At 63.4% G+C, this 22,183-nt stretch carries 26 protein-coding genes; 15 read left to right on the top strand and 11 right to left on the bottom strand.

Annotation, left to right across the window (positions count from 1 at the left end):
* Positions 1–6 precede the first annotated feature (6 nt).
* The 3 genes from CSQ99_RS12090 (at position 7) to CSQ99_RS12080 (ending at position 2,447) form a co-directional block, all read left to right on the top strand.
* Positions 7–1,215 (top strand): thiolase family protein, encoded by a 1,209-nt coding sequence (locus CSQ99_RS12090; protein WP_099039287.1) that lies wholly within the window; start codon positions 7–9, stop codon positions 1,213–1,215.
* A gap of 4 nt (positions 1,216–1,219) precedes the next feature.
* Entirely contained in the window at positions 1,220–1,636 is a 417-nt protein-coding gene (locus CSQ99_RS12085; protein WP_099039286.1) for a Zn-ribbon domain-containing OB-fold protein, read from the top strand.
* A 70-nt stretch (positions 1,637–1,706) separates the two neighbouring features.
* Positions 1,707–2,447, top strand: coding sequence for a YwaF family protein (locus CSQ99_RS12080; RefSeq protein WP_099039285.1), 741 nt, complete (start codon positions 1,707–1,709; stop codon positions 2,445–2,447).
* A gap of 16 nt (positions 2,448–2,463) precedes the next feature.
* On the opposite strand, the gene phoU is transcribed toward CSQ99_RS12080, so the two are convergent.
* Positions 2,464–3,105, bottom strand: coding sequence for a phosphate signaling complex protein PhoU (phoU, locus tag CSQ99_RS12075; RefSeq protein ID WP_099039284.1), 642 nt, complete (start codon positions 3,103–3,105; stop codon positions 2,464–2,466).
* 120 nt (positions 3,106–3,225) lie between these two features.
* Positions 3,226–3,489, bottom strand: coding sequence for a hypothetical protein (locus tag CSQ99_RS12070; RefSeq protein ID WP_099039283.1), 264 nt, complete (start codon positions 3,487–3,489; stop codon positions 3,226–3,228).
* A gap of 265 nt (positions 3,490–3,754) precedes the next feature.
* Between CSQ99_RS12070 and CSQ99_RS12065 the strand changes: the two genes are divergently transcribed.
* Positions 3,755–6,610: an MMPL/RND family transporter gene (locus CSQ99_RS12065; RefSeq protein ID WP_176560987.1), complete on the top strand. Its 2,856-nt coding sequence runs from the start codon at positions 3,755–3,757 to the stop codon at positions 6,608–6,610.
* Between the two features lie 10 nt (positions 6,611–6,620).
* Here CSQ99_RS12065 and CSQ99_RS12060 read toward each other — a convergent pair whose 3' ends face one another.
* Positions 6,621–7,493 carry an alpha/beta fold hydrolase gene (locus CSQ99_RS12060; protein WP_099039281.1) on the bottom strand — a complete coding sequence of 291 codons (873 nt, stop codon included), beginning with the start codon at positions 7,491–7,493 and terminating at the stop codon, positions 6,621–6,623.
* Positions 7,494–7,546: 53 nt separating this feature from the next.
* Positions 7,547–8,509 (bottom strand): hypothetical protein, encoded by a 963-nt coding sequence (locus CSQ99_RS12055; protein WP_099039280.1) that lies wholly within the window; start codon positions 8,507–8,509, stop codon positions 7,547–7,549.
* Between the two features lie 122 nt (positions 8,510–8,631).
* Between CSQ99_RS12055 and CSQ99_RS12050 the strand changes: the two genes are divergently transcribed.
* Entirely contained in the window at positions 8,632–9,636 is a 1,005-nt protein-coding gene (locus CSQ99_RS12050; RefSeq protein WP_245908870.1) for an alpha/beta fold hydrolase, read from the top strand.
* Here the strand turns inward: CSQ99_RS12050 and CSQ99_RS12045 are convergent.
* The gene (locus CSQ99_RS12045) at positions 9,574–10,338 is read right to left on the bottom strand and encodes a SigB/SigF/SigG family RNA polymerase sigma factor (RefSeq protein ID WP_245908877.1); all 765 of its coding nucleotides are present in this window, start codon (positions 10,336–10,338) and stop codon (positions 9,574–9,576) included. The genes CSQ99_RS12050 and CSQ99_RS12045 overlap by 63 nt on opposite strands.
* 179 nt (positions 10,339–10,517) lie before the next feature.
* Between CSQ99_RS12045 and CSQ99_RS12040 the strand changes: the two genes are divergently transcribed.
* Both CSQ99_RS12040 and CSQ99_RS12035 read left to right on the top strand, forming a co-directional pair.
* On the top strand, positions 10,518–10,949 hold the full coding sequence (locus tag CSQ99_RS12040) for a VOC family protein (RefSeq protein ID WP_099039278.1): 432 nt from the start codon (positions 10,518–10,520) through the stop codon (positions 10,947–10,949).
* A gap of 77 nt (positions 10,950–11,026) precedes the next feature.
* Complete coding sequence (locus tag CSQ99_RS12035; protein WP_099039346.1) at positions 11,027–11,902, top strand: extracellular catalytic domain type 1 short-chain-length polyhydroxyalkanoate depolymerase; 876 nt, start codon at positions 11,027–11,029, stop codon at positions 11,900–11,902.
* A 21-nt stretch (positions 11,903–11,923) separates the two neighbouring features.
* Here the strand turns inward: CSQ99_RS12035 and CSQ99_RS30960 are convergent, their stop codons facing one another.
* The gene (locus CSQ99_RS30960) at positions 11,924–12,076 is read right to left on the bottom strand and encodes a hypothetical protein (protein ID WP_176560986.1); all 153 of its coding nucleotides are present in this window, start codon (positions 12,074–12,076) and stop codon (positions 11,924–11,926) included.
* A gap of 98 nt (positions 12,077–12,174) precedes the next feature.
* The gene (locus tag CSQ99_RS12030; protein WP_099039345.1) at positions 12,175–12,708 is read right to left on the bottom strand and encodes a nitroreductase/quinone reductase family protein; all 534 of its coding nucleotides are present in this window, start codon (positions 12,706–12,708) and stop codon (positions 12,175–12,177) included.
* 47 nt (positions 12,709–12,755) lie between these two features.
* On the opposite strand from CSQ99_RS12030, the gene CSQ99_RS12025 reads away from it, so the two are divergent.
* Positions 12,756–13,262: a nitroreductase/quinone reductase family protein gene (locus tag CSQ99_RS12025; protein ID WP_099039277.1), complete on the top strand. Its 507-nt coding sequence runs from the start codon at positions 12,756–12,758 to the stop codon at positions 13,260–13,262.
* A 13-nt stretch (positions 13,263–13,275) separates the two neighbouring features.
* Here the strand turns inward: CSQ99_RS12025 and CSQ99_RS12020 are convergent, their stop codons facing one another.
* Positions 13,276–14,193, bottom strand: a complete 918-nt coding sequence (locus CSQ99_RS12020) for a LysR family transcriptional regulator (protein WP_099039276.1) — start codon at positions 14,191–14,193, stop codon at positions 13,276–13,278.
* A 92-nt stretch (positions 14,194–14,285) separates the two neighbouring features.
* Here CSQ99_RS12020 and CSQ99_RS12015 point away from each other — a divergent pair, with 92 nt between their 5' ends.
* From CSQ99_RS12015 to CSQ99_RS11995, 5 genes are read left to right on the top strand one after another with little or no spacing between them, the layout of a single operon-like run.
* Entirely contained in the window at positions 14,286–15,560 is a 1,275-nt protein-coding gene (locus tag CSQ99_RS12015) for an aromatic ring-hydroxylating oxygenase subunit alpha (protein WP_099039275.1), read from the top strand.
* The gene (locus CSQ99_RS12010; protein WP_099039274.1) at positions 15,557–15,880 is read left to right on the top strand and encodes a hypothetical protein; all 324 of its coding nucleotides are present in this window, start codon (positions 15,557–15,559) and stop codon (positions 15,878–15,880) included. The genes CSQ99_RS12015 and CSQ99_RS12010 overlap by 4 nt, the downstream gene beginning before the upstream one ends.
* Before the next feature lie 6 nt (positions 15,881–15,886).
* The gene (locus CSQ99_RS12005; RefSeq protein ID WP_099039273.1) at positions 15,887–16,717 is read left to right on the top strand and encodes a TauD/TfdA dioxygenase family protein; all 831 of its coding nucleotides are present in this window, start codon (positions 15,887–15,889) and stop codon (positions 16,715–16,717) included.
* Positions 16,714–17,580 carry a TIGR03619 family F420-dependent LLM class oxidoreductase gene (locus CSQ99_RS12000; RefSeq protein ID WP_099039272.1) on the top strand — a complete coding sequence of 289 codons (867 nt, stop codon included), beginning with the start codon at positions 16,714–16,716 and terminating at the stop codon, positions 17,578–17,580. The genes CSQ99_RS12005 and CSQ99_RS12000 overlap by 4 nt, the downstream gene beginning before the upstream one ends.
* Positions 17,577–18,155 carry a carboxymuconolactone decarboxylase family protein gene (locus CSQ99_RS11995; protein ID WP_099039271.1) on the top strand — a complete coding sequence of 193 codons (579 nt, stop codon included), beginning with the start codon at positions 17,577–17,579 and terminating at the stop codon, positions 18,153–18,155. The genes CSQ99_RS12000 and CSQ99_RS11995 overlap by 4 nt, the downstream gene beginning before the upstream one ends.
* Here the strand turns inward: CSQ99_RS11995 and CSQ99_RS11990 are convergent.
* Positions 18,152–18,664, bottom strand: coding sequence for a DUF302 domain-containing protein (locus CSQ99_RS11990; RefSeq protein WP_099039270.1), 513 nt, complete (start codon positions 18,662–18,664; stop codon positions 18,152–18,154). The two genes, CSQ99_RS11995 and CSQ99_RS11990, sit on opposite strands and share 4 nt — an antisense overlap.
* Complete coding sequence (locus tag CSQ99_RS11985; RefSeq protein WP_099039269.1) at positions 18,651–19,607, bottom strand: nitrilase-related carbon-nitrogen hydrolase; 957 nt, start codon at positions 19,605–19,607, stop codon at positions 18,651–18,653. The genes CSQ99_RS11990 and CSQ99_RS11985 overlap by 14 nt, the downstream gene beginning before the upstream one ends.
* 215 nt (positions 19,608–19,822) lie before the next feature.
* Between CSQ99_RS11985 and CSQ99_RS11980 the strand changes: the two genes are divergently transcribed.
* On the top strand, positions 19,823–20,410 hold the full coding sequence (locus CSQ99_RS11980) for an SDR family oxidoreductase (protein ID WP_099039268.1): 588 nt from the start codon (positions 19,823–19,825) through the stop codon (positions 20,408–20,410).
* A 4-nt stretch (positions 20,411–20,414) separates the two neighbouring features.
* The gene (locus CSQ99_RS11975) at positions 20,415–20,954 is read left to right on the top strand and encodes an LOG family protein (RefSeq protein ID WP_099039267.1); all 540 of its coding nucleotides are present in this window, start codon (positions 20,415–20,417) and stop codon (positions 20,952–20,954) included.
* A 6-nt stretch (positions 20,955–20,960) separates the two neighbouring features.
* Here the strand turns inward: CSQ99_RS11975 and CSQ99_RS11970 are convergent, their stop codons facing one another.
* Positions 20,961–22,157, bottom strand: a complete 1,197-nt coding sequence (locus CSQ99_RS11970) for a thiolase family protein (protein WP_099039266.1) — start codon at positions 22,155–22,157, stop codon at positions 20,961–20,963.
* Between the last annotated feature and the right edge of the window lie 26 nt (positions 22,158–22,183).

The raw sequence follows: 22,183 nt of genomic DNA, 5'->3' as shown, positions 1-22,183 counted from the left end.
ATCAACATGGGTTTACGTGGAGAAGCGGCGATCGTCGGCTACGTCGAGCTGCCGCCGGAACGGATGAACAAGGCGACGCCTGCACCCTTCACCATCGAACAGTGGGCCGAGCTGTCCGCCGCCGCCCTCGACGATGCGGGGGTGCCCGCGGAGTGGGTGGACGGGATCGTCACCTCACATCTGGGGGAGTCGGAGATCTTCGTACCGTCAACCGTGGCCGAATACCTCGGCGTTGACGCGAACTTCGCCGAACTCGTCGACCTGGGGGGCGCCAGCGCGGCAGGAATGGTGTGGCGCGCCGCCGCGGCCATCGAGCTCGGACTCTGTGACGTCGTTCTCTGCACGCTGCCGTCCCGCTACATCACCCCGATGTCGGAGAAGAAGCCCAAACCACTTGTTGACGCTGTGTTCTTCGGCTCGTCGAGCAACCAATACGGTTCGCCCCAGGCCGAATTCGAGATCCCCTACGGCAACCTCGGCCAGAACGGTCCCTACGGACAGGTGGCACAACGCTACGGCGCGGTCTACGGCTACGACGAACGCGCCATGGCCAAGATCGTGGTGGATCAGCGGTTCAATGCCAATCACACCGAAGGCGCCATCTGGAAGGACAAGCCGCTGACCGTCGAGGATGTGTTGGCCAGCCCGGTGATCGCCGACCCACTGCACATGCTCGAGATCGTCATGCCCTGTGTGGGAGGGGCCGCCGTCGTGGTGGCCAACGCCGACATTGCCAAGCGGGCACGCAACCGGCCCGTGTGGATCAAGGGATTCGGCGAACACGTGCCGTTCAAAACCCCCACGTACGCACAGGATCTCCTGCAGACGCCGATCACCAAGGCCGCCGACACCGCCTTCGGTATGACCAATCTGCAGCGCGCCGACATGGACATGGTGTCGATCTACGACTGCTACACCATCACCGTGTTGCTGAGCCTGGAGGACGCCGGGTTCTGCGAAAAGGGCAAGGGCATGTCATTCGTCGCCGACCATGACCTGACGTTCCGCGGCGACTTCCCACTCAACACCGCAGGCGGTCAACTCGGTTTCGGTCAGGCCGGCCTGGCAGGTGGCATGCACCACGTGTGCGATGCCACCAGACAGATCATGGGGCGAGCGGGTCAGTCCCAGGTCTCCGACTGCCATCGGGCGTTCGTCTCCGGCAACGGAGGAATCCTGTCCGAGCAGACGACGCTCATCCTCGAGGGAGATTGATCGCATGACAACCTTCGAACGACCGATGCCGGTGAAAACGCCTACCACCGCACCATTCTGGGAGGCATTGTCGGAGCATCGCATCCGGATCCAATACTCGCCATCAACGGACGCGTGGGTCTTCTATCCACGGGTGCGCGCCCCGCGCACGTTGGCTGGAGATCTCGAGTGGCGGGAGATCACCGGGATGGGCACCCTCTACTCCTTCACGGTCGCCCGCAGGCCCGTAGGGCCGCATTTCGCCGACGCCGTGCCGCAACTACTGGCGATCGTCGAATGGGACGAGGGGCCACGCTTTTCCACCGAGATGGTGAACATCGAACCTGCCGACCTGCGGATCGGTATGCGGGTCAGACCCGTCTTCTTCGACTATCCCGACCATGACGTCACGATGCTGCGATACGAACCGGCGGACAACTAGACACGATCTGCGAACAAGTCGAGCCATCGCGGGCTCGAGGCAATAGGGTTTCTCGAAGATAGGGGACCTGATGGAGCTATTGGCGGCACAACGAGAGTTCACGGCCTACGGGCCGTCACATCTGATCGTGCTGGCGTTGTTCGTAATCGGCGCTGCATTGCTCGTTTGGGGCGGACGCCGGCAGACCGAAGCTCAGGCTCGCCTCTTCAGTCGGGGCTTTGCGGTGGTCATCCTGGCGATGTTCGGAGTGGCGTTGACGTACAAGCTGCTCAGCCCCGTGCTTGACACATCGATACCGCTGCAACTGTGCGATGTCGCGGAACTCGTTGCGGTCTATGCGTTGTGGACGCAACGGCATTGGGCGTTTGTGCTCACCTATTACTGGTGCCTCGTGCTCAGCTCACAGGCGTTGATCACACCGGACGTCGGCACGGCTGCGGAGGGGTCGCCGGATTTCCCCCACCATCTGTTCATCACCTTCTTTGCGCTTCACGTGCTCGTCGTGTGGGCGGCCATCTACCTGACGTGGGGGCGTCGGATGCGACCGAGCTGGTGCGACTACCGCTTCGCGATCATCGCCACCCTCGTCTGGGGGGCCTTCACCTTCACGTTCAACGCGATCGTGGGAACCAACTACGGCTACCTCAACGGCAAGCCGCCCACCGCATCTGTCCTGGACTTCCTGGGTCCATGGCCGGTGTATCTGATCATCGAGGTGACCATCGTCCTCATCGTGTGGGCGCTGATCACCTGGCCGTGGGAGCGCAAACGGCGACGAGTCGAGGGAAGTCCGGCCGCCGCTGCGACCTAGCGCGTACGCCGGGCTGTCAGACGGATTCTCCGGTGGCCGAGAAGATGACCCGGCGGCCGATCTCGACGGCGTGGTCGGCGAAACGCTCGTAATAGCGGCCCAGCAGGGTCACGTCGACGGCAGCCGCCACACCGTGTTTCCACTCCCTGTCCATCAGTACTGAGAACAGGTGGCGGTGGAGGTTGTCCATATCGTCGTCGTCATCCGCCAGTTGCTCTGCGCGGTGGGTGTCCTTGGACAGAACGACCTGCTTGACGTTGCTTCCCATATCGACGGCGATACGGCCCATTTCGGTGAAGTAGCCGTTGACTTCCTCCGGCAGCACTTTTGCCGGATGACGCCTGCGGGTCAACTTGGCGACGTGCAGGGCCAGTGCGGCCATCCGGTCGACATCGGCGATGTTTTTCAGCGCGCTGACGACTGCGCGTAGGTCGCCGGCAACGGGGGCTTGCAACGCGAGGACGGTCAGCGCCTGCTCCTCGGTCTTCCTCGCCTGTTGCAGGATGACGTCGTGGTCGGTGATCACCTGTTCGGCGAGCAGCAGATCGGCCTGCAGTAGGGCCTGGGTCGCGGATTCCATGGCCTGACCGGCCGAGCCGCACATGTCGGCGATGCCGACGATCAGATCGTCGAGCTGCTGATGGAATGCGTTGCGCACGGATAGAGCTTAGGGTGCGTTTGGTCGCAAAGGGGACGTTCGAGCTCGGCTCGAATCCGCGGTCGACGTGCACGAAAAGGGGCCGCACGTGTCTGCGGCCCCTTTGGGTGATTTCGAGGGTCAGGGTTGCTTCGCATACCGGAGCAGGAACGCAGCCGACACAAATCCGGCGCCGACCGAGAACGTGCCCCACAGCAGGAGTGGGAAGACCAGCGAAACCGGCGACCAGCCCACGCTGGAGAACGTCGCGGCGGTGTAGAACAGCCAGAACACCTGGTAGATGGACCACAGCGCGGCGATGCCTGCGCTGATCCCGATAACGAGGCTGTATGTGCGATCGACCTGGCTGATCTGCTCCTGGATGCGGGCGGGGACGATGTTCATTGCAGGCATTCCTTAGGTCATGCGACGCCGGTTTGGCGTCGTCACTGCGGTGAGTACATCGAGCCCGAATGGCTACCGATCCCAACAAAGTGCAATCCGTCTGCATATGCCCTCGGCTGTGGACATGCTGTGTAAACGCTGTCAGACCTGCGGCTCAGCAATTGACAGGCGACAGTTTGACTGGCTACATATATGACGCGCGGTGCGGATGGTGTAACGCGCACGGCTTCTTGTGGGCCGGGGTTGAGGGGCCGGTAGTCCAACTGTGAGTTCTGTATCCACGGAGCGATCGAAGATCGCCCACGCGATTCGCGTGCTCGCCGTGCCCATTGTGCTGGGCTGGATGGTTCTGACCGTCATCACGACCGTCTTCGTTCCCTCGTTGGAGAAGGTGGGCGAGGCCCAAGCCGTCTCGATGAACGCACACGACGCGCCGGCCTTCGTCGCCATGCAGCGCATCGGTGCGAACTTCGAGGAATTCGACTCCGACAGCAACGCGATGGTCATCCTCGAAGGAGACCAGCCCCTCGGCGACGAGGCGCATCACTATTACGACGACTTGATCAAGGCGTTCGAGGCAGACCCAGAACACATAGAGCACATCGCTGACTTCTGGAGCGATCCGCTGACTGCCGCAGGCGCACAGAGCAGCGACGGCAAGTCGGCCTACGTTCAGCTGTATCTGCGCGGAAACATGGGTGAGACGCGGGCCAACGAGTCCATCGCCGCCGTACGCGACATCATCGAGAAGACACCAGCGCCGCCAGGCGTGAAGTCCTACGTCACCGGGGGCGCGGCGCTGAGCTCCGACCAGCGCGTCGCCGGCGACAAGGGCGCGGCCAAGGCCACGCTTGTCACGCTCGTCGTCATCTTCGTGATGCTGCTGATCGTCTACCGCTCCGCCGTCACGACGATCTTGATATTGCTGATGGTGTTCGTCGAGCTGGGCGCCGCCCGGGGCATCGTCGCGTTCCTCGGGAACTCGGGCGTCATCGGGTTGTCGACGTTCGCGACCAGCCTGCTGACGCTCATCGCCATCGCCGCGGGCACCGACTATGCGATTTTCCTGATCGGGCGGTACCAAGAGGCGCGGGGCGACGGCGAAGACCCCGAAACCGCGTACTACACCATGTTTCACGGCACCGCGCACGTGGTGCTCGGTTCGGGCCTCACCATCGCCGGCGCCCTGCTGTGCCTCAAATTCACCCGCCTGCCGTGGTTCCAGACCATGGCCGTGCCCTGCGCGGTGGGCATACTCGTCGCTGTCCTCGCCGCGCTGACGCTCGGCCCGGCCGTCATCGTCATCGGTAGCCGATTCGGGCTGCTCGAACCGAAACGCGCCATCAACTCCCGCGGGTGGCGGCGGATCGGTGTGGTCGTCGTGCGGTGGCCGGGCCCGATTCTCGTGGCCACGTGTGCGCTCTCGCTGATCGGACTGCTGGCGCTGCCCGGCTACAAGACCGACTACGACGGACGCCACTTCATGCCCGAGGACACCCCGGCCAATATCGGATACGCCGTCGCCGACCGGCATTTCGACAGCGCCAGGATGAACCCCGAGCTGATGATGGTGCAAAGCGATCATGACCTGCGCAACTCGGCGGATTTCCTGGTGATCGACAAGATCGCCAAGGCGATCTTCCGGGTGCCCGGCATCGCGCGGGTGCAGACGATCACCCGTCCCGACGGAAAGCCCATCGAGCACACCACGATTCCGTTTCTGCTCGGTATGCAGGGCACCACGAGCCAGCTGAATGAGAAGTACAACCAGGACCGCATGGCCGACATGCTGGTTCAGGCCGACGAGATGCAGACGACGATCGACACGCTCACGCAGATGTCGGAATTGACCAAACAGATGGCCGACGTCACCCACAGCATGGTCGCCAAGACCAGGAACATGACCGTCGACATCGCCGAGTTGCGTGACGGTATCGCCAATTTCGACGACTTCTTCCGGCCGATGAGAAATTATCTCTACTGGGAACCGCATTGCTACAACATCCCGGTCTGCTGGTCGATCCGTTCGGTCTTCGACACCCTCGACGGCGTCGACATCATGACCACCGACATTCAGCAGCTGTTGCCCGATCTGGAGCATCTCGATTCGCTGATGCCGCAGCTGGTTGCGCTGATGCCCGCGCAGATCCAGACGATGAAGACGATGAAGGCGATGATGTTGACGATGCATGCCACCCAGAAGGGCATGCAGGATCAGCAGGCGGCGCAGCAAGAGAATTCGTCTGCCATGGGCGACGCATTCGACGACTCGATGAACGACGACTCGTTCTATCTGCCGCCCGAGGTTTTCGAGAACGAGGACTTCAAACGCGGCATCAAGAACTTCATCTCACCCGACGGCAAGTCGGTGCGCTTCATCATCGAGCATGACGGCGATCCGGCCACCCCTGAGGGCATTTCGCGCATCGACGCGATCAAGCAGGCGGCCAAGGAAGCCATCAAGGGCACACCGCTCGAAGGCTCCACCATCTTCCTCGGCGGCACCGCAGCCACCTATAAAGACATGCGAGACGGGTCGAGCTATGACCTGTTGATCGCCGGAATGTCGGCAACAGCACTCATTTTCATCATCATGCTCCTCATCACGCGAAGCGTCGTGGCATCGGCGGTGATCGTCGGCACGGTTCTGCTTTCTCTCGGTACATCTTTCGGGCTTTCGGTGCTCGTCTGGCAACACCTGCTCGGTATCCGTTTGCACTGGATCGTGCTGGTGATGTCCGTGATCCTATTGCTGGCAGTCGGTTCCGACTACAACCTGCTGCTCGTATCCAGGTTCAAAGAGGAGCTCCATCACGGGCTCAAGACGGCCATCATCAGGGCGATGGCGGGGTCCGGTTCGGTGGTGACCTCGGCTGGCCTGGTGTTCGCCGCCACGATGGCGTCCTTCATATTTGGTGACCTACTGAGCATCGCGCAGGTCGGTAGCACCATCGCGCTGGGACTGCTCTTCGACACCCTGATCGTGCGATCGTTCATGACGCCGTCGATCGCCGCGCTGCTGGGGCGATGGTTCTGGTGGCCCCAACTGCCGCAGACGCCTGCATCGAGGCGGCGGATGCAGGGCATCTTCGGCGATCGCGAATCCAGCCTGCGGTCCTGACGGCCTTCGTTCAACCGCCGGCGTGCCGGTCGAGAAAGTTCACGACCGCACCGGCGAAGAGGTCGTTGCGATCTCCGGCGACCATATGCCCGGCGCCGCCGACATCGACGAAGTCCACCGCGGGAAACCTGGCGAGGAACGCGTCGGCCCGTTCTTGCGTGACGAGGTCGCTCATCTGCCCGCGCACCAGCAGCATGGGCACGCCGGTGTCGACGATGCTTTGGACCGCGCCGTGCATGCGGTCGACTTCGGTCACCTCGATCGGCGGGAGTGCCGATGTGCCGTCGATGAACTTCGGATCCCAGTGCCAGTACCACCGCCCGTTCCGGTGACGCAGGTTCGTTCGGAGGCCGTCCAGGTCGGTGGGTCGCGGACGGTGCGGGTTGTACTCCTGGATCATGTCGGCGACTTCGTCCAGTGAGTCGAATCCGGTCTGCATACGGTCGTACATGAAGTCGTGGATTCGGGATGCGCCGGACTGATCCATGTCGGGCACGATGTCGACGAGCACGACGGCGCGTGCCGTGCCCGGTGCGAGTTCGCCTTCGAGCAGCATCGACGTGAAGCCTCCAAGCGAGGCGCCGACCAACACCGGTTTCGGGGGAAGATCACGCAGCACCTCGAGCACATCGCGAGCGAAGGAGGCGACGCGATAGTCCCCGTCGTCGGACCAGTCGGACTCGCCATGGCCGCGGAAGTCGAGGGTGATCGCCTGCCACCCACGCTCGGCCACCGCCGCGGCGGCACGACCCCAGGATCGGCGGGTCTGACCACCACCGTGCAGGAACACGACTGCGGGTGCGTGCGGATCGCCGATGCGGTCACCGACGATCCGAACGCCGCCGTCGCCGGCCGTGGTGAATGCCTCAGGAGCCGAAGTCACCCTGTGTTCTTAACGTGAATACCTCCGATCCGCGTCGACATCTCCGAAACCCGTTACTCGAGGTAGCCGTTGGTGCCGAATTTGTGGTCACCGATTCGGCAGGTGACAGCACCCTGGTACGTCGAACCGCATGCGGCAGGTCCGATCTCGAGTCGTTCACCGGCAGGCAGGGCGTCGACGTCGCGCGTGAATGTCGGTGTGTCGGAGTGGACGTAGCGAGCGCCGGTCGAGTCGATGATGGTCTGGTTGGTTCCTTCGGGCGCACTCGCGGGCACGAAATCGCACCCGGCCAGGGTGCCGCCCGGTGCGATTCCGCAGAAGTAGGAGTAGACGCCATCCTTTTCCAGCGGGGTTCGGAAGTAGATCCAGCCAGGATCGGTCGGCGTGGTGAAGCGACCGCGCGCGAGCGGCCACTGGTCGAGACCGTTTTCCGGGGGCGGGATGTCGGGCAGGGGAGTGCCGGTGGCGATCGCGAGAACGTGGGTGTAGGCCGTTCGCGCGGCCATCGCGCCGTAGTTGCTCGAAGGCGGCCCAGGCGGAGCTTTGACGTAACCGATGACGACGGTCGGGCCCGCACCGTAGGCATAGCCAGCAGGCCCGCCGGGCACGTTGATGTATTGCACCACCCTCCCGTCGACGATGACCGTTCCGCCGCGGGCGTCGGTGCCCAGCCGCGTGAACAACCCGTCGACGAAGGCTTCGCCGCCGCCTTCTTCGAGCGTGGCGACGAGAACATCGAGTACGACGACATCCGGCGCGAGGCTGGTGTCGGTGATCTCCCCGGCGGTCAGCGTGGAGAACTGAGCGGCGGGTTTGGGGTCGGCGAAGCCAGGACCGATATCGGCGGAGCAGATGGGCACAACGCTCAGGTCTTTGGGCAGGCCGTCGAATGCCGCGGCGAACGCGGCTGTCCGTTCACCGCAGTCCTGGCTGGCGGCGGGGGAGGCGGTCACGAGCGAAAACGCGGTGGTCACAGCAGCGAGAACCGCCCAGGTGCTCCATGTGCCGGCGGTCATCGTCGTAGCGTCGCACAACTGCAATCGGCGGGTTGTTGAGTTTCGGAAGGTCTGACACGCGCGTTAAGAAACTTCCAAGTGCCGATGCGCAGAGTTCCTCCCATCGAAGAAAGGAGGAGACCATGAGCGCAGTAGGCGAGACAGCCACAGAGCCGACGACGGAGCTCCGCGTGCTGACCTTGCACGGGAACCGGGTGGCTTACCTGGACGAGGGCTCGGGTGACGTGTTGTTGCTGATCCACGGCATCGGCGGAAGCTCGGACTGCTGGCGCGGCGTGGTGCACAAGCTGGCGGCACGCCATCGCGTCATCGCCGTTGATCTCCTCGGTCATGGACAGTCCGACAAGCCACGGGGTGACTACTCGCTGGGCGCGTTCGCGGTGTGGCTGCGTGACTTCCTCGACGCCTTGAACATCCGCGAGGTCACCGTGGTTGGCCACTCGTTCGGCGGCGGGGTTGCGCTGCAATTCGCCCACCAGCACAAGGAGTACTGCCGCCGGCTGGTGCTGATCAGCAGCGGCGGGCTTGGCCCCGATCTGGGCCGGCTCCTGCGAATGATGTCGCTGCCCGGCGCTGAATTGGCTCTGCAGCTACTCGGATCCAGGCCCGCGGTCAAAGTCGGCAGCGCGCTCCGTAAGCGGGCATTGTCCTCGGGTCGTGAAACCAGCAGGTACAGCGAGACGCTCAAAGGGCAGGCCGCATTATCGGACCGCGAGGCGAGGGCCGCGTTCCTGCGAACGCTGCGCTCGGTCGTCGACCACCGCGGCCAAGCGGTATGCGCACTGGACCGGCTGCGGACAGATCTGCCGACGTTGATCATCTTCGGTGATCAAGACCGGTGCATCCCCGTCGCCCACGCTCATTCGGCGCACAGTGCACTCCCGGGCAGCCTGCTGCGCGTCATCCCCGGTGCGGGTCATCAGCCGCAGATCGAGAGCCCCGACGTCGTGGTGAACCTCCTCGACGAATTCATCGAATCGCATGGCGGCCGAGTGTCGGATCTTGTTACGCGTGATGCGCGTTCGCGGGTATCAAGACACTCGACGGGCCGTCACGAAGCAGCCTCAGGCGGTGGCGGCGAGTTCCCGCGAGTCAACCCCGTCCGGCTCACGAACCTGGTTGCGTAGCGTGCCAAGGGCTTTGGCGATGAGCCGCGACACGTGCATCTGCGAGTAGCCCATGCGTGCGGCGATCTGCGTCTGCGTCATGTTGTCGAAGAACCGCAGGGTCAATACGGTCTGCTCGCGTTCGGGCAGGGCGGCAATCAACGGCCGTACGGTCTCCAGAGCGAGCACCTTGTCGATGTTGGGGTCGACATCGCCGAGAGTGTCGCCGATTCCCCGGTATTCGGTGTCCGGACCGGCTTGCACGTCGGTGGACAGCGTGGAGTAATTGCTGCTCGCGATGGTCGCCTGGACCACCGATTCACGGTCGATGTCGAGATACTTGGCGATCTCCGAAGCGGTCGGCGCGCGATTGAGGTCCTGCGACAACGCGCCACGGGCCTTGACCATTTGTCCCTGAAGGTCTTTCAGGCGGCGGGGGACTTTGACCGCCCATCCGTAGTCACGAAAATGACGGCGAACCTCTCCCATCATCGTCGGCACGGCGAATGCAAGGAACTCCGCGCCGTTGTCGGGATCAAAGCGGTTGACGGCGTTGACCAAGCCGACCCGAGCGGCCTGGACGAGATCCTCGATGGGCTCTCCGCGGTTTCGGAATCGACGGGCGATGTGATTGGCGAGCGGCAGTGCCCGCTCGATGATTTCGTCACGTTGTCGCCGGTATGCAGTGGAGCCTTCTTCGAGGGTCGCCAAATGGCGAAACATCTCGGTGAGGTCTCCGTACTCGGAATTTGATTCAGACACGATGGGACGCCCCTATCCGGATTGCGCTTGGTAATCAGCGGCTCGGATCTGAACCTCTCGTGGCAGGGGCTATACCCAAATATCGACCTGCCGAAACCCGCCGACAGCAGGCCTGATAGACCATCGACATGGAGCCAGACATGAGCGAGCAGGGAAACCCCGGTGTCACCGGAATCCACCATTTCTCCATCACCGTCACCGACCTCGAGGCCAGCCTGGCCTGGTACCAGCGCCTGCTCGGCGCCGACCGGGTCCCGATGAAATTTCCGCACTACGGGCGGGAGGACACCGGCTACGGCGAGTTGCTCGTCGAATCTCGCTCGGGTGTCGTGATCGGTCTGCACACCAATACCGGGAACGACGGGCGGCCCTTCGACGAGGCCCGCACGGGGCTGGACCACGTCGCACTGAACGTCGCGTCACGCAGCGACCTGGAGGCGTGGACGTCCCGGCTCGACGCACTCGGCATCGAGCACTCCGGCATCAGGGGCGGGGACCAGCCGTTTCCCTTTGCGACGGTCGTGTTCCGCGACCCCGACAACATCCAGCTCGAGCTGTTTTTCGCCGGTTGATCGAGCCTGCCACGGTTGAGCAGCGAATCCTTCGGTTGGTTGCGAAACCGCAATGGCGATCCGTACGGTCGGGTGTCATGTCGCAACCGGGGGTGTTGAATTTGCGGGTGATCGGGCGCATGACGGCGCTGGTGGCAGTGGTTCTGGGTTTCCTCGCGTTCAACGGTGTGCACGCGTCGGCGGCACCCGCTGGGGACTTTCCCGACGGATTGACGTTCGGGGGGCTGCAGCGCAACTACCTCGTGCACGTTCCGGCCGGACTGGAGCAACCGACCGGTCTGGTGATCAACCTGCATGGCGCCGGGATGACCGGCGCCGCTCAAGCGGCGATGACGAACTACAACGCCGTCGCGGATCAGCACGGGTTCGTCGTGGTCTACCCCGACGGCATCGACCTCAGCTGGGCTGATGGACGTGGCGCTTCGGTGCCCGACCGTCAGGGTGTCGACGATGTGGGCTTCCTCGTCGCACTCGCCGATCGGCTCAGGCAGGACTTCGGCATCGAACCCGGACGGGTGTTCGCCACCGGAATGTCGGCCGGCGCATTCATGGCCAACCGGCTGGCGTGTTCTCGCGCAGACGTCTTCTCCGCGGTCGCGCCGATTGCCGGAACGCTCGGGTCCGCGTTCCCGTGCAGTCCTTCGCAACCCGTGTCTGTGCTCAGCGTCCACGGCACAGCAGACAACGTCGTTCCCTTCAACGGTGGCCCGATGGTGGGGCGGGGCGGGGCGAGCGACATCCTGGCCGCGCCGGCGATGGCCCAGAGGTGGCGTGAATTGAGCGGCTGCCCGGCGCCCGTCGAGGATTCCCCGGCGCCATCGGTGCACCGGTTCACCTCTGCTGGCTGCGCCGACGGTACCGAGGTCTCGTTCGTCCAGATCGACGGCGGTTCTCACACGTGGCTGGACGCCTCATTCGCCAGTGGGCAGTTCTTCGCAACGCACGGCAGGTGATCTGTCCCGTTTTCGGGCGGGCTACGTCTCGTCGGCGACCTGATCCTTCGTCTGATGCCCGCCGGGTGCGTGCGGGTCGTCGTTGCGGTGGTCCAGCTTCTCCTGGATATCCCGTTGGTCGTCGGTCGCCTTGGTGGCGTCCTTCGGCGTCGACGGCGGATCGTTGGTCTCCATCCGTGGAGATTCGCCCGGCCGTCGGGACCTTAAACCACTAAACCTGGGCGTGATTTCGGTGCGCAGACGATCGCTCAGCGACCGTTTCCGCACCGAAATCACTGGGCGGGCGACAAACGAAACACGTTGATCGCGCGGACGCCGTCGGTCTTCACCGCGTACGACGCGAAGTTGGCCGCATAGCCCTCGGCGAGTGCGAACAGGCGGTCGTGGTCTGCGCCCTCGGTGAGACGGGCCACGAAGAAACCCCCACGGTCGGTGCGGCCTTCGGGGAACAGCTGGCAGTGCGGATTTTTCAGCAAGTTGTAATACCAGCTCGGGTGCTGGGCCTGGCCGTAGTTGGAGGCGATGAGGATGACGTCGTCACCGTCGGTGAAGTATCCGAGCGGCACGTCGCGCTTGATTCCGGATTTGGCTCCGGTCGACCGCAGCACGACAAGGGGGATCGTGCCCTTGCCGAAATGCACGTGGCCGCGGGTCAGACGCATCAGCGGACCGTCGAGGGGTGCCATGAGGTGACGATGGACGGCGGACCCAGGGCCGGTCGAGAGGATGCGCGCGACGATACGCAGCATCGGGGGCGTCTCGGCCGTCGCGTCGACCCGTGGGATGCCATTCAACAGATCGGCCATGACCGTCATGGTATGTATTTCCAGACCAGTCAGAAGGAAGAAGCGCAATGAGCACCGAGTCGGCAGCGGCCATTCGGCAAGAACGCCGTGACTGGGCCGCCCAGCACCGCGAGGCGTACCTGCGTTCGGGCGGCGCGACGGGCCATGTGATGGACATCAGCGGCGCCGGCGGTCATGCGTTCACCACCCACTGCTTGATCAGGGTCAAGGGTCGCAGGTCGGGGAGGACACAGATCGTTCCGTTGATCTACGGCGATTTCGGCGGTGAGGTCGTGATCGTCGCGTCCAAGGGTGGCGCCGACAGCAATCCCGATTGGTATGACAACCTTCGCGCCGGCGATGAGGTCGACGTGCAGATCGCCACCCAGGCGTTCCGGGCTTCGTGGCGTGAGCCCGAAGGTGAAGAGCGGCACCGGATCTGGGACTTCATGGCACGCATCTATCCGCCCTATCTCAGCTATCAAAGGTCGACGACGCGACACATCCCGGTGATCATGCTGACTCCTGCCACCCCTATCGACGTGTTCGAAGAATCGGACCTTCAGTCTTCGTAAACGAGCTCCACCTTCAGATTCGTGCTGAGTTTTCGACGATGATCTCGCACGCGGTCTCGTAGAACGCGCTGATGAGCGTGGAGAAGGAGAGCTCGAACGGATAGATCATATGTACGTCCATCGCTTCGAGCTGCCACTCCGGCAGGACGGGGACGATGCTGCCCTCGCGCAGTTCGGTCGTGCAGATGATCTGCGTGGGCATGGGGCCGACGCCGAGTCCGGACAGGATGTACTGCTTGCACACCTGAAAGTTGTTGGCGCGCGCCCGAACCTGAGGTGAGAGCTCGTATCGGCGCTTCTGCTTGGCCACGCTGAACTTGCGCGGGCCGCCAAAGCCGAAGTCGATGAACGGCAGCGTGTCCAACTGTGCGGGGTCGGTGATCGGCTCAGGCAACTGCCGCACGAAGTCGGGTGACGCGCACAGAAAGAGCTCGAGGCTGAAGACCTTTCGCGCGATCAACGTCGAATCCTGCAGCGGTCCGGTGCCGAACACCACATCGAACCCGTCTCTGATCGGGTCGACGAGGTTGTCCACCAGGCGGATGTCCAACCGCGAGTGCGGATAGTGCTGCAGGAACGCGGCACCGACCCGGGACGCGTAGTCGATCCCGAGGAAGATCGGTATCGCGACCCGCAGTTCACCCTGCGGTTCTTGTCGACTGCCCTCGACCAGGGCGCGCACACCGTTCGCCTCGGCGAGGATGTTCACGGCGTGGCTGTAGACCTTCTCGCCGAGGTCGGTGACGGTGAGCTGATGGGTGTTCTTGCGCAGCAGCTTGATGCCGAGGTCGGATTCCAGCTTGGTCAGCTTGCGGCTCACCGTGGACTTGGGCATGCCGAGCAGCACCGCGGCCTTCGACAGGCTGCGGCTCTCGACCACCTTGCCGAATACCAGCAGGGCGTCGAGGTCGAAAGGCAGGTTCTGTTCCATCAGGTGTTCCAAATATGCAACAGGGTGTTGCACTTGTGCATCTGTTTTGACTATTTCAGCAGCTGTAGTTTTCGGCCAGGAGGTGGAGCCTCATGAGTCACAACAGCCCTGTGACCAAACCCGAGAGCGGGCATTGGACCGACGCCTATCCCGAGCTCGGCCGCGGCCCCGTGTCGCTCGAAGACTGCGTGTCCGAGGAGTTCTACGAGAAGGAACGCGAGCATGTCTTCCGCAAGACCTGGCTCTATGTCGGGCGGGTGGAGCGGGTGCCGAAGTCTGGCAGTTACTTCACCCGTGAGCTGAGGTTTCTCAACACCTCGGTCATCATCGTCCGGGGTAAGGACGACGTGATCAGGGCCATGCACAATATCTGCCCGCACCGTGGCAACAAGATGCTCTGGGAGGACGACCCGTTCCAAGAGGTGCAGGGCCGCGCGCCACTGCTGTATTGCCGTTTCCACGGCTGGCGCTACAAGCTGGACGGCTCACTGCATTCGGCGACGCGCAAGGATCTGCTGCTCGACTTCGACGCCGACAGCTGCCGGGTTCCCGCCATCCAGTGCGAGGTGTGGGAAGGGTTCATCTTCATCAATCTCAACCCACACAACACCGAGTCGCTGCGTTCGTACCTCGGCGAACTCGCGCACGGTCTCGAGGGCTATCCCTTCGAGGGGCCGCACCAGGTCTATCAATTCAAGGCCGAACTGCAGTGCAACTGGAAGATTTTCGTCGACGGATTCGCCGAGAGCTACCACGGGCCCTACCTGCACGCATCGTCGTTCGGCGCCCTCACCGCGGAGGCAAGGGACGCGTTCGACCAACCGAACCCGTTCACCGACGCGCTGGGATACCAGCTCAAGGGTCCGCACCGGATGTTCTCCTTCGCCGGCGAGCCGTCGCAAAAGACGCCGTACTCCAAGCCGATCGAATGCGTGATGGAGGCCAGCGCGGCCGGTCCGTGGAACAAGAAACCGAATCGGGCACGGATGCCACCGGGGATCAACCCGACCCGCGCCGAGAAGTACGGCTTCGATTCGTTTCAGTTCTTCCCGAATTTCGTACTGATCTTCGGCGCATCGGGTTTCACCGTGCACACCCACTGGCCCACGGGTTCGCACTCGCACATCTTCGAAACGGAGGCCTACTACCAGCCGCCGACCACTCATCGGGAACGGCTCGGCCAGGAACTGACGATGACGTTCCTCAACGACATCATCCTGGAGGACGCCAGCCCATCGGAGGGACTGCAGGCGATGCTGAACAGCGGTGCGCTGACTCATTTCACGATGAACGACGAGGAGATTCTCCTGCGTCACCTGCACAAGACGGTAGCCGACTATGTAAGGGCGGGGGAAGCGGGACGATGAGCGACATTCTGCCAAAGGAGTTTTCGCAACTCGAGCATTTGGTTGACGAGTGGGCCATCGAGGACGGACACCTGCGTTACGTGAAGCGGGTGAATTCGTCGATGGAGGAGATCCAGGCGTTCTACGACCAGGTGTTCCCCTACGCCGAGGAGGCCGTCACCTACGTGGACAAGTTCGACTACTCAGAAGCGCTGCCTGACGACGTCGCGAACTTGCGCAATCTGCTCTACTCGTTGATCACCGTCTCGCTGGCGGTGGAACTGTGGAAGCAGCCGCGCGTAAAGCATTCGGCCAAAACCATTCTCACGAGAGTGAGCTGATTCGCGATGGGACTCACCTCTGCGCAACTGGACGTCGTCGACCTCACCCCGCGGATCGGCAGCGAGATCAGAACCGACCTCGACACGCTGCTCAGCGGCGCCGAAGCGCCGAACATTCGGGCGATCCTCGAGCAGCGTGGCGTCGTCTTCTTCCGTGGCCTCGACATCACCGACGAACAACAGGTTGCGATCGCACGGACCCTCGGAGCGATCCCCGCGAACGAAGGGGAGAGCGGGATCTACAAGATCTCGCTCGACAAGAACGTGAACCAACGGGCCGAATATCTGAAAGGCTCGATGTTCTGGCACTTCGATGGTTCACTGCAGCCGTACCCGAATCTCGCGACCCTGTTGCGCGCCATCACGCTGTCGGAAACCGGTGGTGAGACGGAGTTCTGCAATACCTACGCGGCCTACGACGACCTGCCGTCATCGGACAAGGAACTGATCGCGGATCTGCGTGTGGTGCACAGCGCCGAACGCTCGCAGTACTACGTTCGTCCTGAGATGAGCTACGACGAGATCACCTTCTGGCAGAAGTCGCCGACCAAGGCGTGCCCCATTGTGTGGACGCACCAATCCGGCCGCAGGTCGCTGCTGCTCGGTGCGACAGCGGATTACGTAATCGGCATGCCGGTCGAGGAGAGTCGCGCTCTTCTTGGCCGGCTGCGTGACTGGGCCACCCGGCCGCAGTACGTCTACCGTCACCAGTGGGAACCCGGCGACCTTCTGATGTGGGACAACACCGGTACGATGCACCGGGTGCTGGAGTATCCCGTCGACAGTGGCCGTCTGATGCATCGCACGATCCTCGCGGGCGAAGAGCCTCTGCAGTGAAAATCGGCATCGCGACGCCGGTGGTCACCAATGTCGGCGGCGCGGCCTTGAGGTGGGAGCGCGATGCGACGATCGACGACATCGGCAGAGTCGCCGAGACGGCGGATCGGCTCGGCTACCACCATCTGACGTGCAGCGAGCACATCGGCATACCGTCCTCCGAGGCGGGGCGGCGTGGTGCGCGCTATTGGGATCCGCTGGCCACCTTGGGCTACATAGCGGCTCGCACCGATCGGATCCGGCTGGCCACCATGACCCTGGTGCTCGGGTATCACCATCCGCTCGAGATCGTAAAACGTTATGGCACACTCGATCATGTCAGCAAGGGGCGGGTGATCCTGGGTGTCGGAGTCGGCTCGCTCAAGGAGGAGTTCGATCTGCTCGGCGCACCGTTCGACGACCGCGGGGCCCGTGGCGATGACGCCTTGATGGCGTTGCGGGCCGCGCTGCCAACCAATGAACCGACCTACGCAGGCGAGTTCTACTCCTTTGGTGGTCTCACCGTCGACCCGTGTGCGTTGCAGCCGCATATACCGATCTGGGTCGGCGGTCGCACGAAACGCTCGCTGCGGCGGGCGCTCACGCTCGCCGACGGCTGGTGCCCATTCGGCGTGTCGGTCGACACCGCCGCCGAGTGGCTGAGTACCCGCGACGTCCCTTCCGGATTCGAGGTGGTGCTGCCCGCCGAGAAGCCGCTGGACCCGGTGGGAAGGCCGGAGGCGACCAGGGACACGCTCGAGAAGATGGCCGCGGCCGGCACGACGACGTTATTTGCGTACTTCGTCCACGACTCACTCGAGCACTATTTGGAACAGCTTTTTGCATTGGCACAACTGCACGGTCTGAACGGAGCGCCGTCATGACGCTTCTGCCTCCGCTGACCGCAGACGAGTGGGGTGACGACGAGTACGCCGCAGTCGGCGCGCTGTTCGGCGTGCCGGGTGACGACGTACCACGAGCCGGTTCGGGGGACGCTCGCGATCCGATGAACTTCGACATCCTCGGGGTGCTGGCGCGGCATCCCGCGATGGCCCGGGAATTCATGGCCTACAACGCTTTTCTGCTCCAACGCGGGGAACTCCCGCTGCGCCTGCGTGAGCTGGTAATCCTTCGTTTAGCGCATGCGCGGCGGTCGGTGTTCTTCTGGTCTGAGCACGTCCGAGTGGCGATCGGCGGCGGTCTGGCGGAAGCGGATATCGCGCAACTTGCCGCAGGCAACGACGGATTCGACGGCAACGACCTGTTGGTCCTCGAGGCCACCGACGAGTTGCTGGCCAACGGGTGCGCGGCGCCCGAGATGTGGCGGCGCCTCGTCGACGAACTCGGCACCCACCAGGCGATGGAGTTGATCTTCGTTGTCGGCACGTACGCGATGTTGGCGACGGCGTGCGACACCTGGGCCCTTGCGCCGCCGCCGGGTAGCGCCCAGCTTCCCTAGGCTGATCCCGCCGTCACCTTCGACGCGAGTGCGGCCAGCTTGGCATCGAGTTCCCGCGCCGCCGCGAGCAGCGGGGGATTGGGTTCGACGACCATGAGGGACGACGGGACGACGTAGGTGAGGGCGCTAGTGTCGTTATCCTCCTCGGTCAGCAGGAGTTCCACCGGTGCAAACAGCCCCGCGGTCACATCATGACGCAGCATCGTGATCGCGATCAGCGGATTTCCAATCACGAGGCGCAGTACCTTCTTGTGGATGCCTGCTTTGGCGATCCATCCACCGTGGTCGAAGGAGCCGAACAACATGAAACCGTTTGGGCCCACATGGGATTGCACCTCGTGTTCGTAAGACTCCCAGTCCGGGTACAGCTTGCCGATAGCGTCGATCGGCACCGGCTCCCGGCCCACGTCGTCGAGAACGGCGTCGACGAGATCGTCGAAACGCTTTGTGCTTCCATAGCGCAGGCGGACCCCGTCGAACCCAATCGTCTGCGGCTCAGATGTGGACATGATTGGCCTCCTCGGTGATGATGTCGTGTGTGTAAGACGCAGGGCTACGGTCGATCCTGAGACTGAGCAGTTCAGGACGGCCGTAATGCCCGCGCGCATCCATCTTCGCTTTCCGTTGATCGATCAGTGAGAAGTCGAGATCGGCGATGACGTCGCCTTCTCCGGAAACTATTGGTTCGGCGAGCAATTCGCCGTGTGGCGATACGATCGCAGTGAACGAGCCCGCCGAAATCGGGCCAATCGGCCCTCCTGTGTCCGTGACGATCTGCGCCTGCTGATCGGCATCGAGCCAGCCGGTGGCGTTGACGACGAAGCTGCCCGACTCCAGCGCGTGATTGCGGACGGCGATCTCCGTCTGCTTGGCGAACAGTGGCCCGCCGAACGAACCGGGCCACATGGCGGAGTGAATCTGCTCCCCGTCCGCGATCAATGCGTATCGGAATAGCGGGTTGTAGTGTTCCCAGCACGCCAGTTGGCCGATTCGTCCGACGGCACTGTCGACCACTTGCAGACCCGAGGCGTCGCCTTGGCCCCAGAGAATTTTCTCGTGATAGGTGGGGGTGAGTTTGCGGCGCCGCTGAAGCAGCGTGCCGTCGGCATCGAACAAGAGTTGCGTGTTGTACAACGTGCCGCCGTCACGTTCGTTGACGCCGATCGAGACCACGACTCCAGCCGACCTGGCCGCATCGGCGATCGCATCCGTCGCCACCGACGGGATGGTCACAGCCTGATCGAGCAGGCGTAGATGCTCCTTGCCGAGTTCGTATGGCGCCTGCAGAAACGTGAAATACGGGTAGTAGGGGACGATCGTCTCCGGGAAGGTCGCGAACTGCACACCGCGGTCGCCGAGTTCGGCGATCTTGGCGACGATCTTCTCGATGGTGCCATCCCTGCTGTAGAGCACCGGACTGATTTGTACCGCTGCTGCTTTGACGACAGTCATGGCGTTCACCTTCCAAAGATTTCGACCTCACTACGTGAAAGCCGCCAAGTCGCAAACCTATTCCTAAGTTTAGTGGCCAATACCTAGGCCCACCTGAGTGTCTTTTGGAATGGCCCAGGAACTGGTGGTGAAAATGGACCGTGATTCAGGCCAATCGCTGGGTAGCGTCGATAGTCAGACACGACTGATCGAGCTCAGATGAAGGAGTGAACGTAATGGCCGAGCGCATCTTTTTGGCAGGGGCCACTGGTGTCGTCGGCAGCCGACTCGTACCACTGTTGGTCGACTCCGGTCACACCGTTGGCGCGATGACGAGATCGGCGGGCAAGGCCCCGCGGCTGTCGTCACTCGGTGCCGAGCCGATCATCTGCGACGTTTTCGACCGGGCCGGCCTGATCGCGGCCGTCAAGTCATTCTCTCCTGACGTGGTTCTGCATGAGCTGACGGACCTGCCCGACGCCTTCGAGGACATCCCGAAGACTCAGCTGCTCAACGCCCGGATCCGCGAAGAGGGCACACGTAACCTCATCGACGCGATCGACGGTTTGAGTCAGGCTCGGATCGTGGCCCAGAGCATTGCGTGGGCAACTGATCCCGGGCCTGGTGCCGATGCGGTTGCCTACCTTGAGGAGGCCGTGCTCGCGGTGGGCGGCGTCGTGCTCCGCTACGGCGCGTTCTATGGGCCTGGCACCTACTATCCGAACGAATTGCCTTCGGCACCAAGGGTGCACATCGATACCGCCGCCGCCCGGACAGTCGAAGCGCTCGACGCACCGACGGGCATTCTGACCATCGTAGACTGATCTGGTGAACGTCTGCGTCTTTCTCTCCGCCGCCGACCTCGACGAGCGATACACGCGGCCGGCCCGCGACTTCGCCGAGCTGCTCGGCAAGGGCGGCCACACTCTGGTATGGGGCGGATCGGATCTGGGATTGATGAAGGTCGTCGCCGACGGCGTGCAGGAAGCGGGCGGACGTATCCGCGGAATATCGGTGGACTTCTTGCGCGAGTGTGCCAGAGAGGACGCCGACGAGATGGTGTTCGCCGCAGACCTCGCCCAGCGGAAGGCGTTGCTGCTGGGGCGTTCCGATGCGATCGTGGTGATGGCCGGGGGACTCGGGACACTCGACGAGGCGACGGACATCATGGAACAGCGCAGGCACGGTCTGCACAACAAACCGGTGGTGCTGCTGAACACGGCGGGTTTCTACAGCGGTCTGGTCCTGCAGCTGCGCCGGATGGAAGAGGAGGGCTTTCTGCCGGTACCCCTCGAGCACCTGGTCTTCGTCACCGACGACGGCGCGCGCGCAATCGCCTATCTGGAGCAGGTCATCGCTACCAACTGAAATGGGTCAGCAGGTCAGCACCATGCAGCCGGCGATCGGGCCACCGCCGGCGGCGGCGACGGCGACCTCGGGCCGCCGCGCGAGCTGACGATCATCCGCCTGCCCGCGCAACTGCAGACACGCCTCGTGCAACAGCCAATAGCCGTGCAGGCGGCCCGCGGACAGTTGCCCGCCATACGTATTCAGGGGTAGCTCACCGTCGAGCGCGATCCGCGTAGCCCCTTCGACGAATGGCCCGGCTTCGCCGTCGCCGCAGAATCCCAGCGCCTCTAGCCACGCGAACGTGAGAAACGTGAAGCCGTCGTAGATTTCGGCGACCTGTACATCAGAAGGCTTGAGGTCGGTGCGCGACCACATCTCGTTTGCGGCTTCACTGGATGCCATCTTCGGGAAGTCGTCGCGATGGAACCATCCGTCCGAGCCGTAGGCGCCGCCGATCGCCTCGACCTTCACCGCGGGATTCGGGCAGTCGGCGGCGTAATCGGCGTGCGAAACGATCAGGGCGACGGCGCCATCGACCGGAACGTCGCAGTCGAAGAGGCCGAACGGCGTCGAAATCGGACGTGAGGTCAGGTAGTCATCCATGGTCATCGGCTCGCGGAAAGCCGCACGAGGGTTGAGACCCGCATTGCGCCTGCTGTTGATTGCGAGCCAGCCCAACTGCTCTTTGGTGGTTCCGTACAGCTCCATATGCCGGCGGCAATGCATCGCGACCCAGTTCGCCGCCGAATACGCGTGGGCTGCCAGCAGCGCGTTGATGTCTTCGAACGGCTTGAGCTTCCGGCGGGTGCCCGGCAGTCGGGGCTCGAGCGGCGGGTCGGCCAGCGGGGCGAGGAGCGGCGAGGCGGAGGACTGCCCGGTCATCGAACCGCCGAGCATCTGCACCGTCCGATAGACCAAGACGTGTCGCGCCCGTTTCTCCGACACGGCGACCAGTGCGGACATGAACGGGGTCAGCACTCCGCCGGTGCCGAAGCCAACGCCGACGTCGGCGGCTTGATTGCCAAGGGCATCAACTACTTCGGAAGGCAACGTGTCGCCGAACGTTGCGATGCCGTCGATGTCGTCGGGGGTCAGGCCGGCGTCGGTGATCGCGGCCCGCACCGCCTCCATGGTCAGGTCCAGGCCCGGGATCCCGGTCTTGCGACCGATCCGGGAGATGCCGAGGCCACTGACAATCGTGTCCTTCTCGAAGTAGCTCATCGACACCCATCCGTCTATTTTTGTAA

It is taken from the genome of Mycobacterium neglectum (assembly GCF_002591975.1).
GTDB classification, from domain to species: Bacteria; Actinomycetota; Actinomycetes; order Mycobacteriales; family Mycobacteriaceae; genus Mycobacterium; species Mycobacterium neglectum.
The sequence above is the reverse complement of the archived record's forward strand: the minus strand, read 5'-3'. Positions and strand labels throughout refer to the sequence as shown.

What these genes read in the sequence shown, in the direction of transcription:
- CSQ99_RS12090 (WP_099039287.1), top strand. Translation starts at nt 7, where the DNA reads ATGGGTTTACGTGGAGAAGCGGCGATCGTCGGCTACGTCGAGCTGCCG.
- CSQ99_RS12085 (WP_099039286.1), top strand. Translation starts at nt 1,220, where the DNA reads ATGACAACCTTCGAACGACCGATGCCGGTGAAAACGCCTACCACCGCA.
- CSQ99_RS12080 (WP_099039285.1), top strand. Translation starts at nt 1,707, where the DNA reads ATGGAGCTATTGGCGGCACAACGAGAGTTCACGGCCTACGGGCCGTCA.
- CSQ99_RS12070 (WP_099039283.1), bottom strand. Translation starts at nt 3,489, where the DNA reads ATGAACATCGTCCCCGCCCGCATCCAGGAGCAGATCAGCCAGGTCGAT.
- CSQ99_RS12055 (WP_099039280.1), bottom strand. Translation starts at nt 8,509, where the DNA reads ATGACCGCCGGCACATGGAGCACCTGGGCGGTTCTCGCTGCTGTGACC.
- CSQ99_RS12050 (WP_245908870.1), top strand. Translation starts at nt 8,632, where the DNA reads ATGAGCGCAGTAGGCGAGACAGCCACAGAGCCGACGACGGAGCTCCGC.
- CSQ99_RS12045 (WP_245908877.1), bottom strand. Translation starts at nt 10,338, where the DNA reads ATGTTTCGCCATTTGGCGACCCTCGAAGAAGGCTCCACTGCATACCGG.
- CSQ99_RS12040 (WP_099039278.1), top strand. Translation starts at nt 10,518, where the DNA reads ATGAGCGAGCAGGGAAACCCCGGTGTCACCGGAATCCACCATTTCTCC.
- CSQ99_RS12035 (WP_099039346.1), top strand. Translation starts at nt 11,027, where the DNA reads ATGTCGCAACCGGGGGTGTTGAATTTGCGGGTGATCGGGCGCATGACG.
- CSQ99_RS30960 (WP_176560986.1), bottom strand. Translation starts at nt 12,076, where the DNA reads ATGGAGACCAACGATCCGCCGTCGACGCCGAAGGACGCCACCAAGGCG.
- CSQ99_RS12030 (WP_099039345.1), bottom strand. Translation starts at nt 12,708, where the DNA reads ATGGCCGATCTGTTGAATGGCATCCCACGGGTCGACGCGACGGCCGAG.
- CSQ99_RS12025 (WP_099039277.1), top strand. Translation starts at nt 12,756, where the DNA reads ATGAGCACCGAGTCGGCAGCGGCCATTCGGCAAGAACGCCGTGACTGG.
- CSQ99_RS12020 (WP_099039276.1), bottom strand. Translation starts at nt 14,193, where the DNA reads ATGGAACAGAACCTGCCTTTCGACCTCGACGCCCTGCTGGTATTCGGC.
- CSQ99_RS12015 (WP_099039275.1), top strand. Translation starts at nt 14,286, where the DNA reads ATGAGTCACAACAGCCCTGTGACCAAACCCGAGAGCGGGCATTGGACC.
- CSQ99_RS12010 (WP_099039274.1), top strand. Translation starts at nt 15,557, where the DNA reads ATGAGCGACATTCTGCCAAAGGAGTTTTCGCAACTCGAGCATTTGGTT.
- CSQ99_RS12005 (WP_099039273.1), top strand. Translation starts at nt 15,887, where the DNA reads ATGGGACTCACCTCTGCGCAACTGGACGTCGTCGACCTCACCCCGCGG.
- CSQ99_RS11995 (WP_099039271.1), top strand. Translation starts at nt 17,577, where the DNA reads ATGACGCTTCTGCCTCCGCTGACCGCAGACGAGTGGGGTGACGACGAG.
- CSQ99_RS11990 (WP_099039270.1), bottom strand. Translation starts at nt 18,664, where the DNA reads ATGTCCACATCTGAGCCGCAGACGATTGGGTTCGACGGGGTCCGCCTG.
- CSQ99_RS11985 (WP_099039269.1), bottom strand. Translation starts at nt 19,607, where the DNA reads ATGACTGTCGTCAAAGCAGCAGCGGTACAAATCAGTCCGGTGCTCTAC.
- CSQ99_RS11980 (WP_099039268.1), top strand. Translation starts at nt 19,823, where the DNA reads ATGGCCGAGCGCATCTTTTTGGCAGGGGCCACTGGTGTCGTCGGCAGC.
- CSQ99_RS11970 (WP_099039266.1), bottom strand. Translation starts at nt 22,157, where the DNA reads ATGAGCTACTTCGAGAAGGACACGATTGTCAGTGGCCTCGGCATCTCC.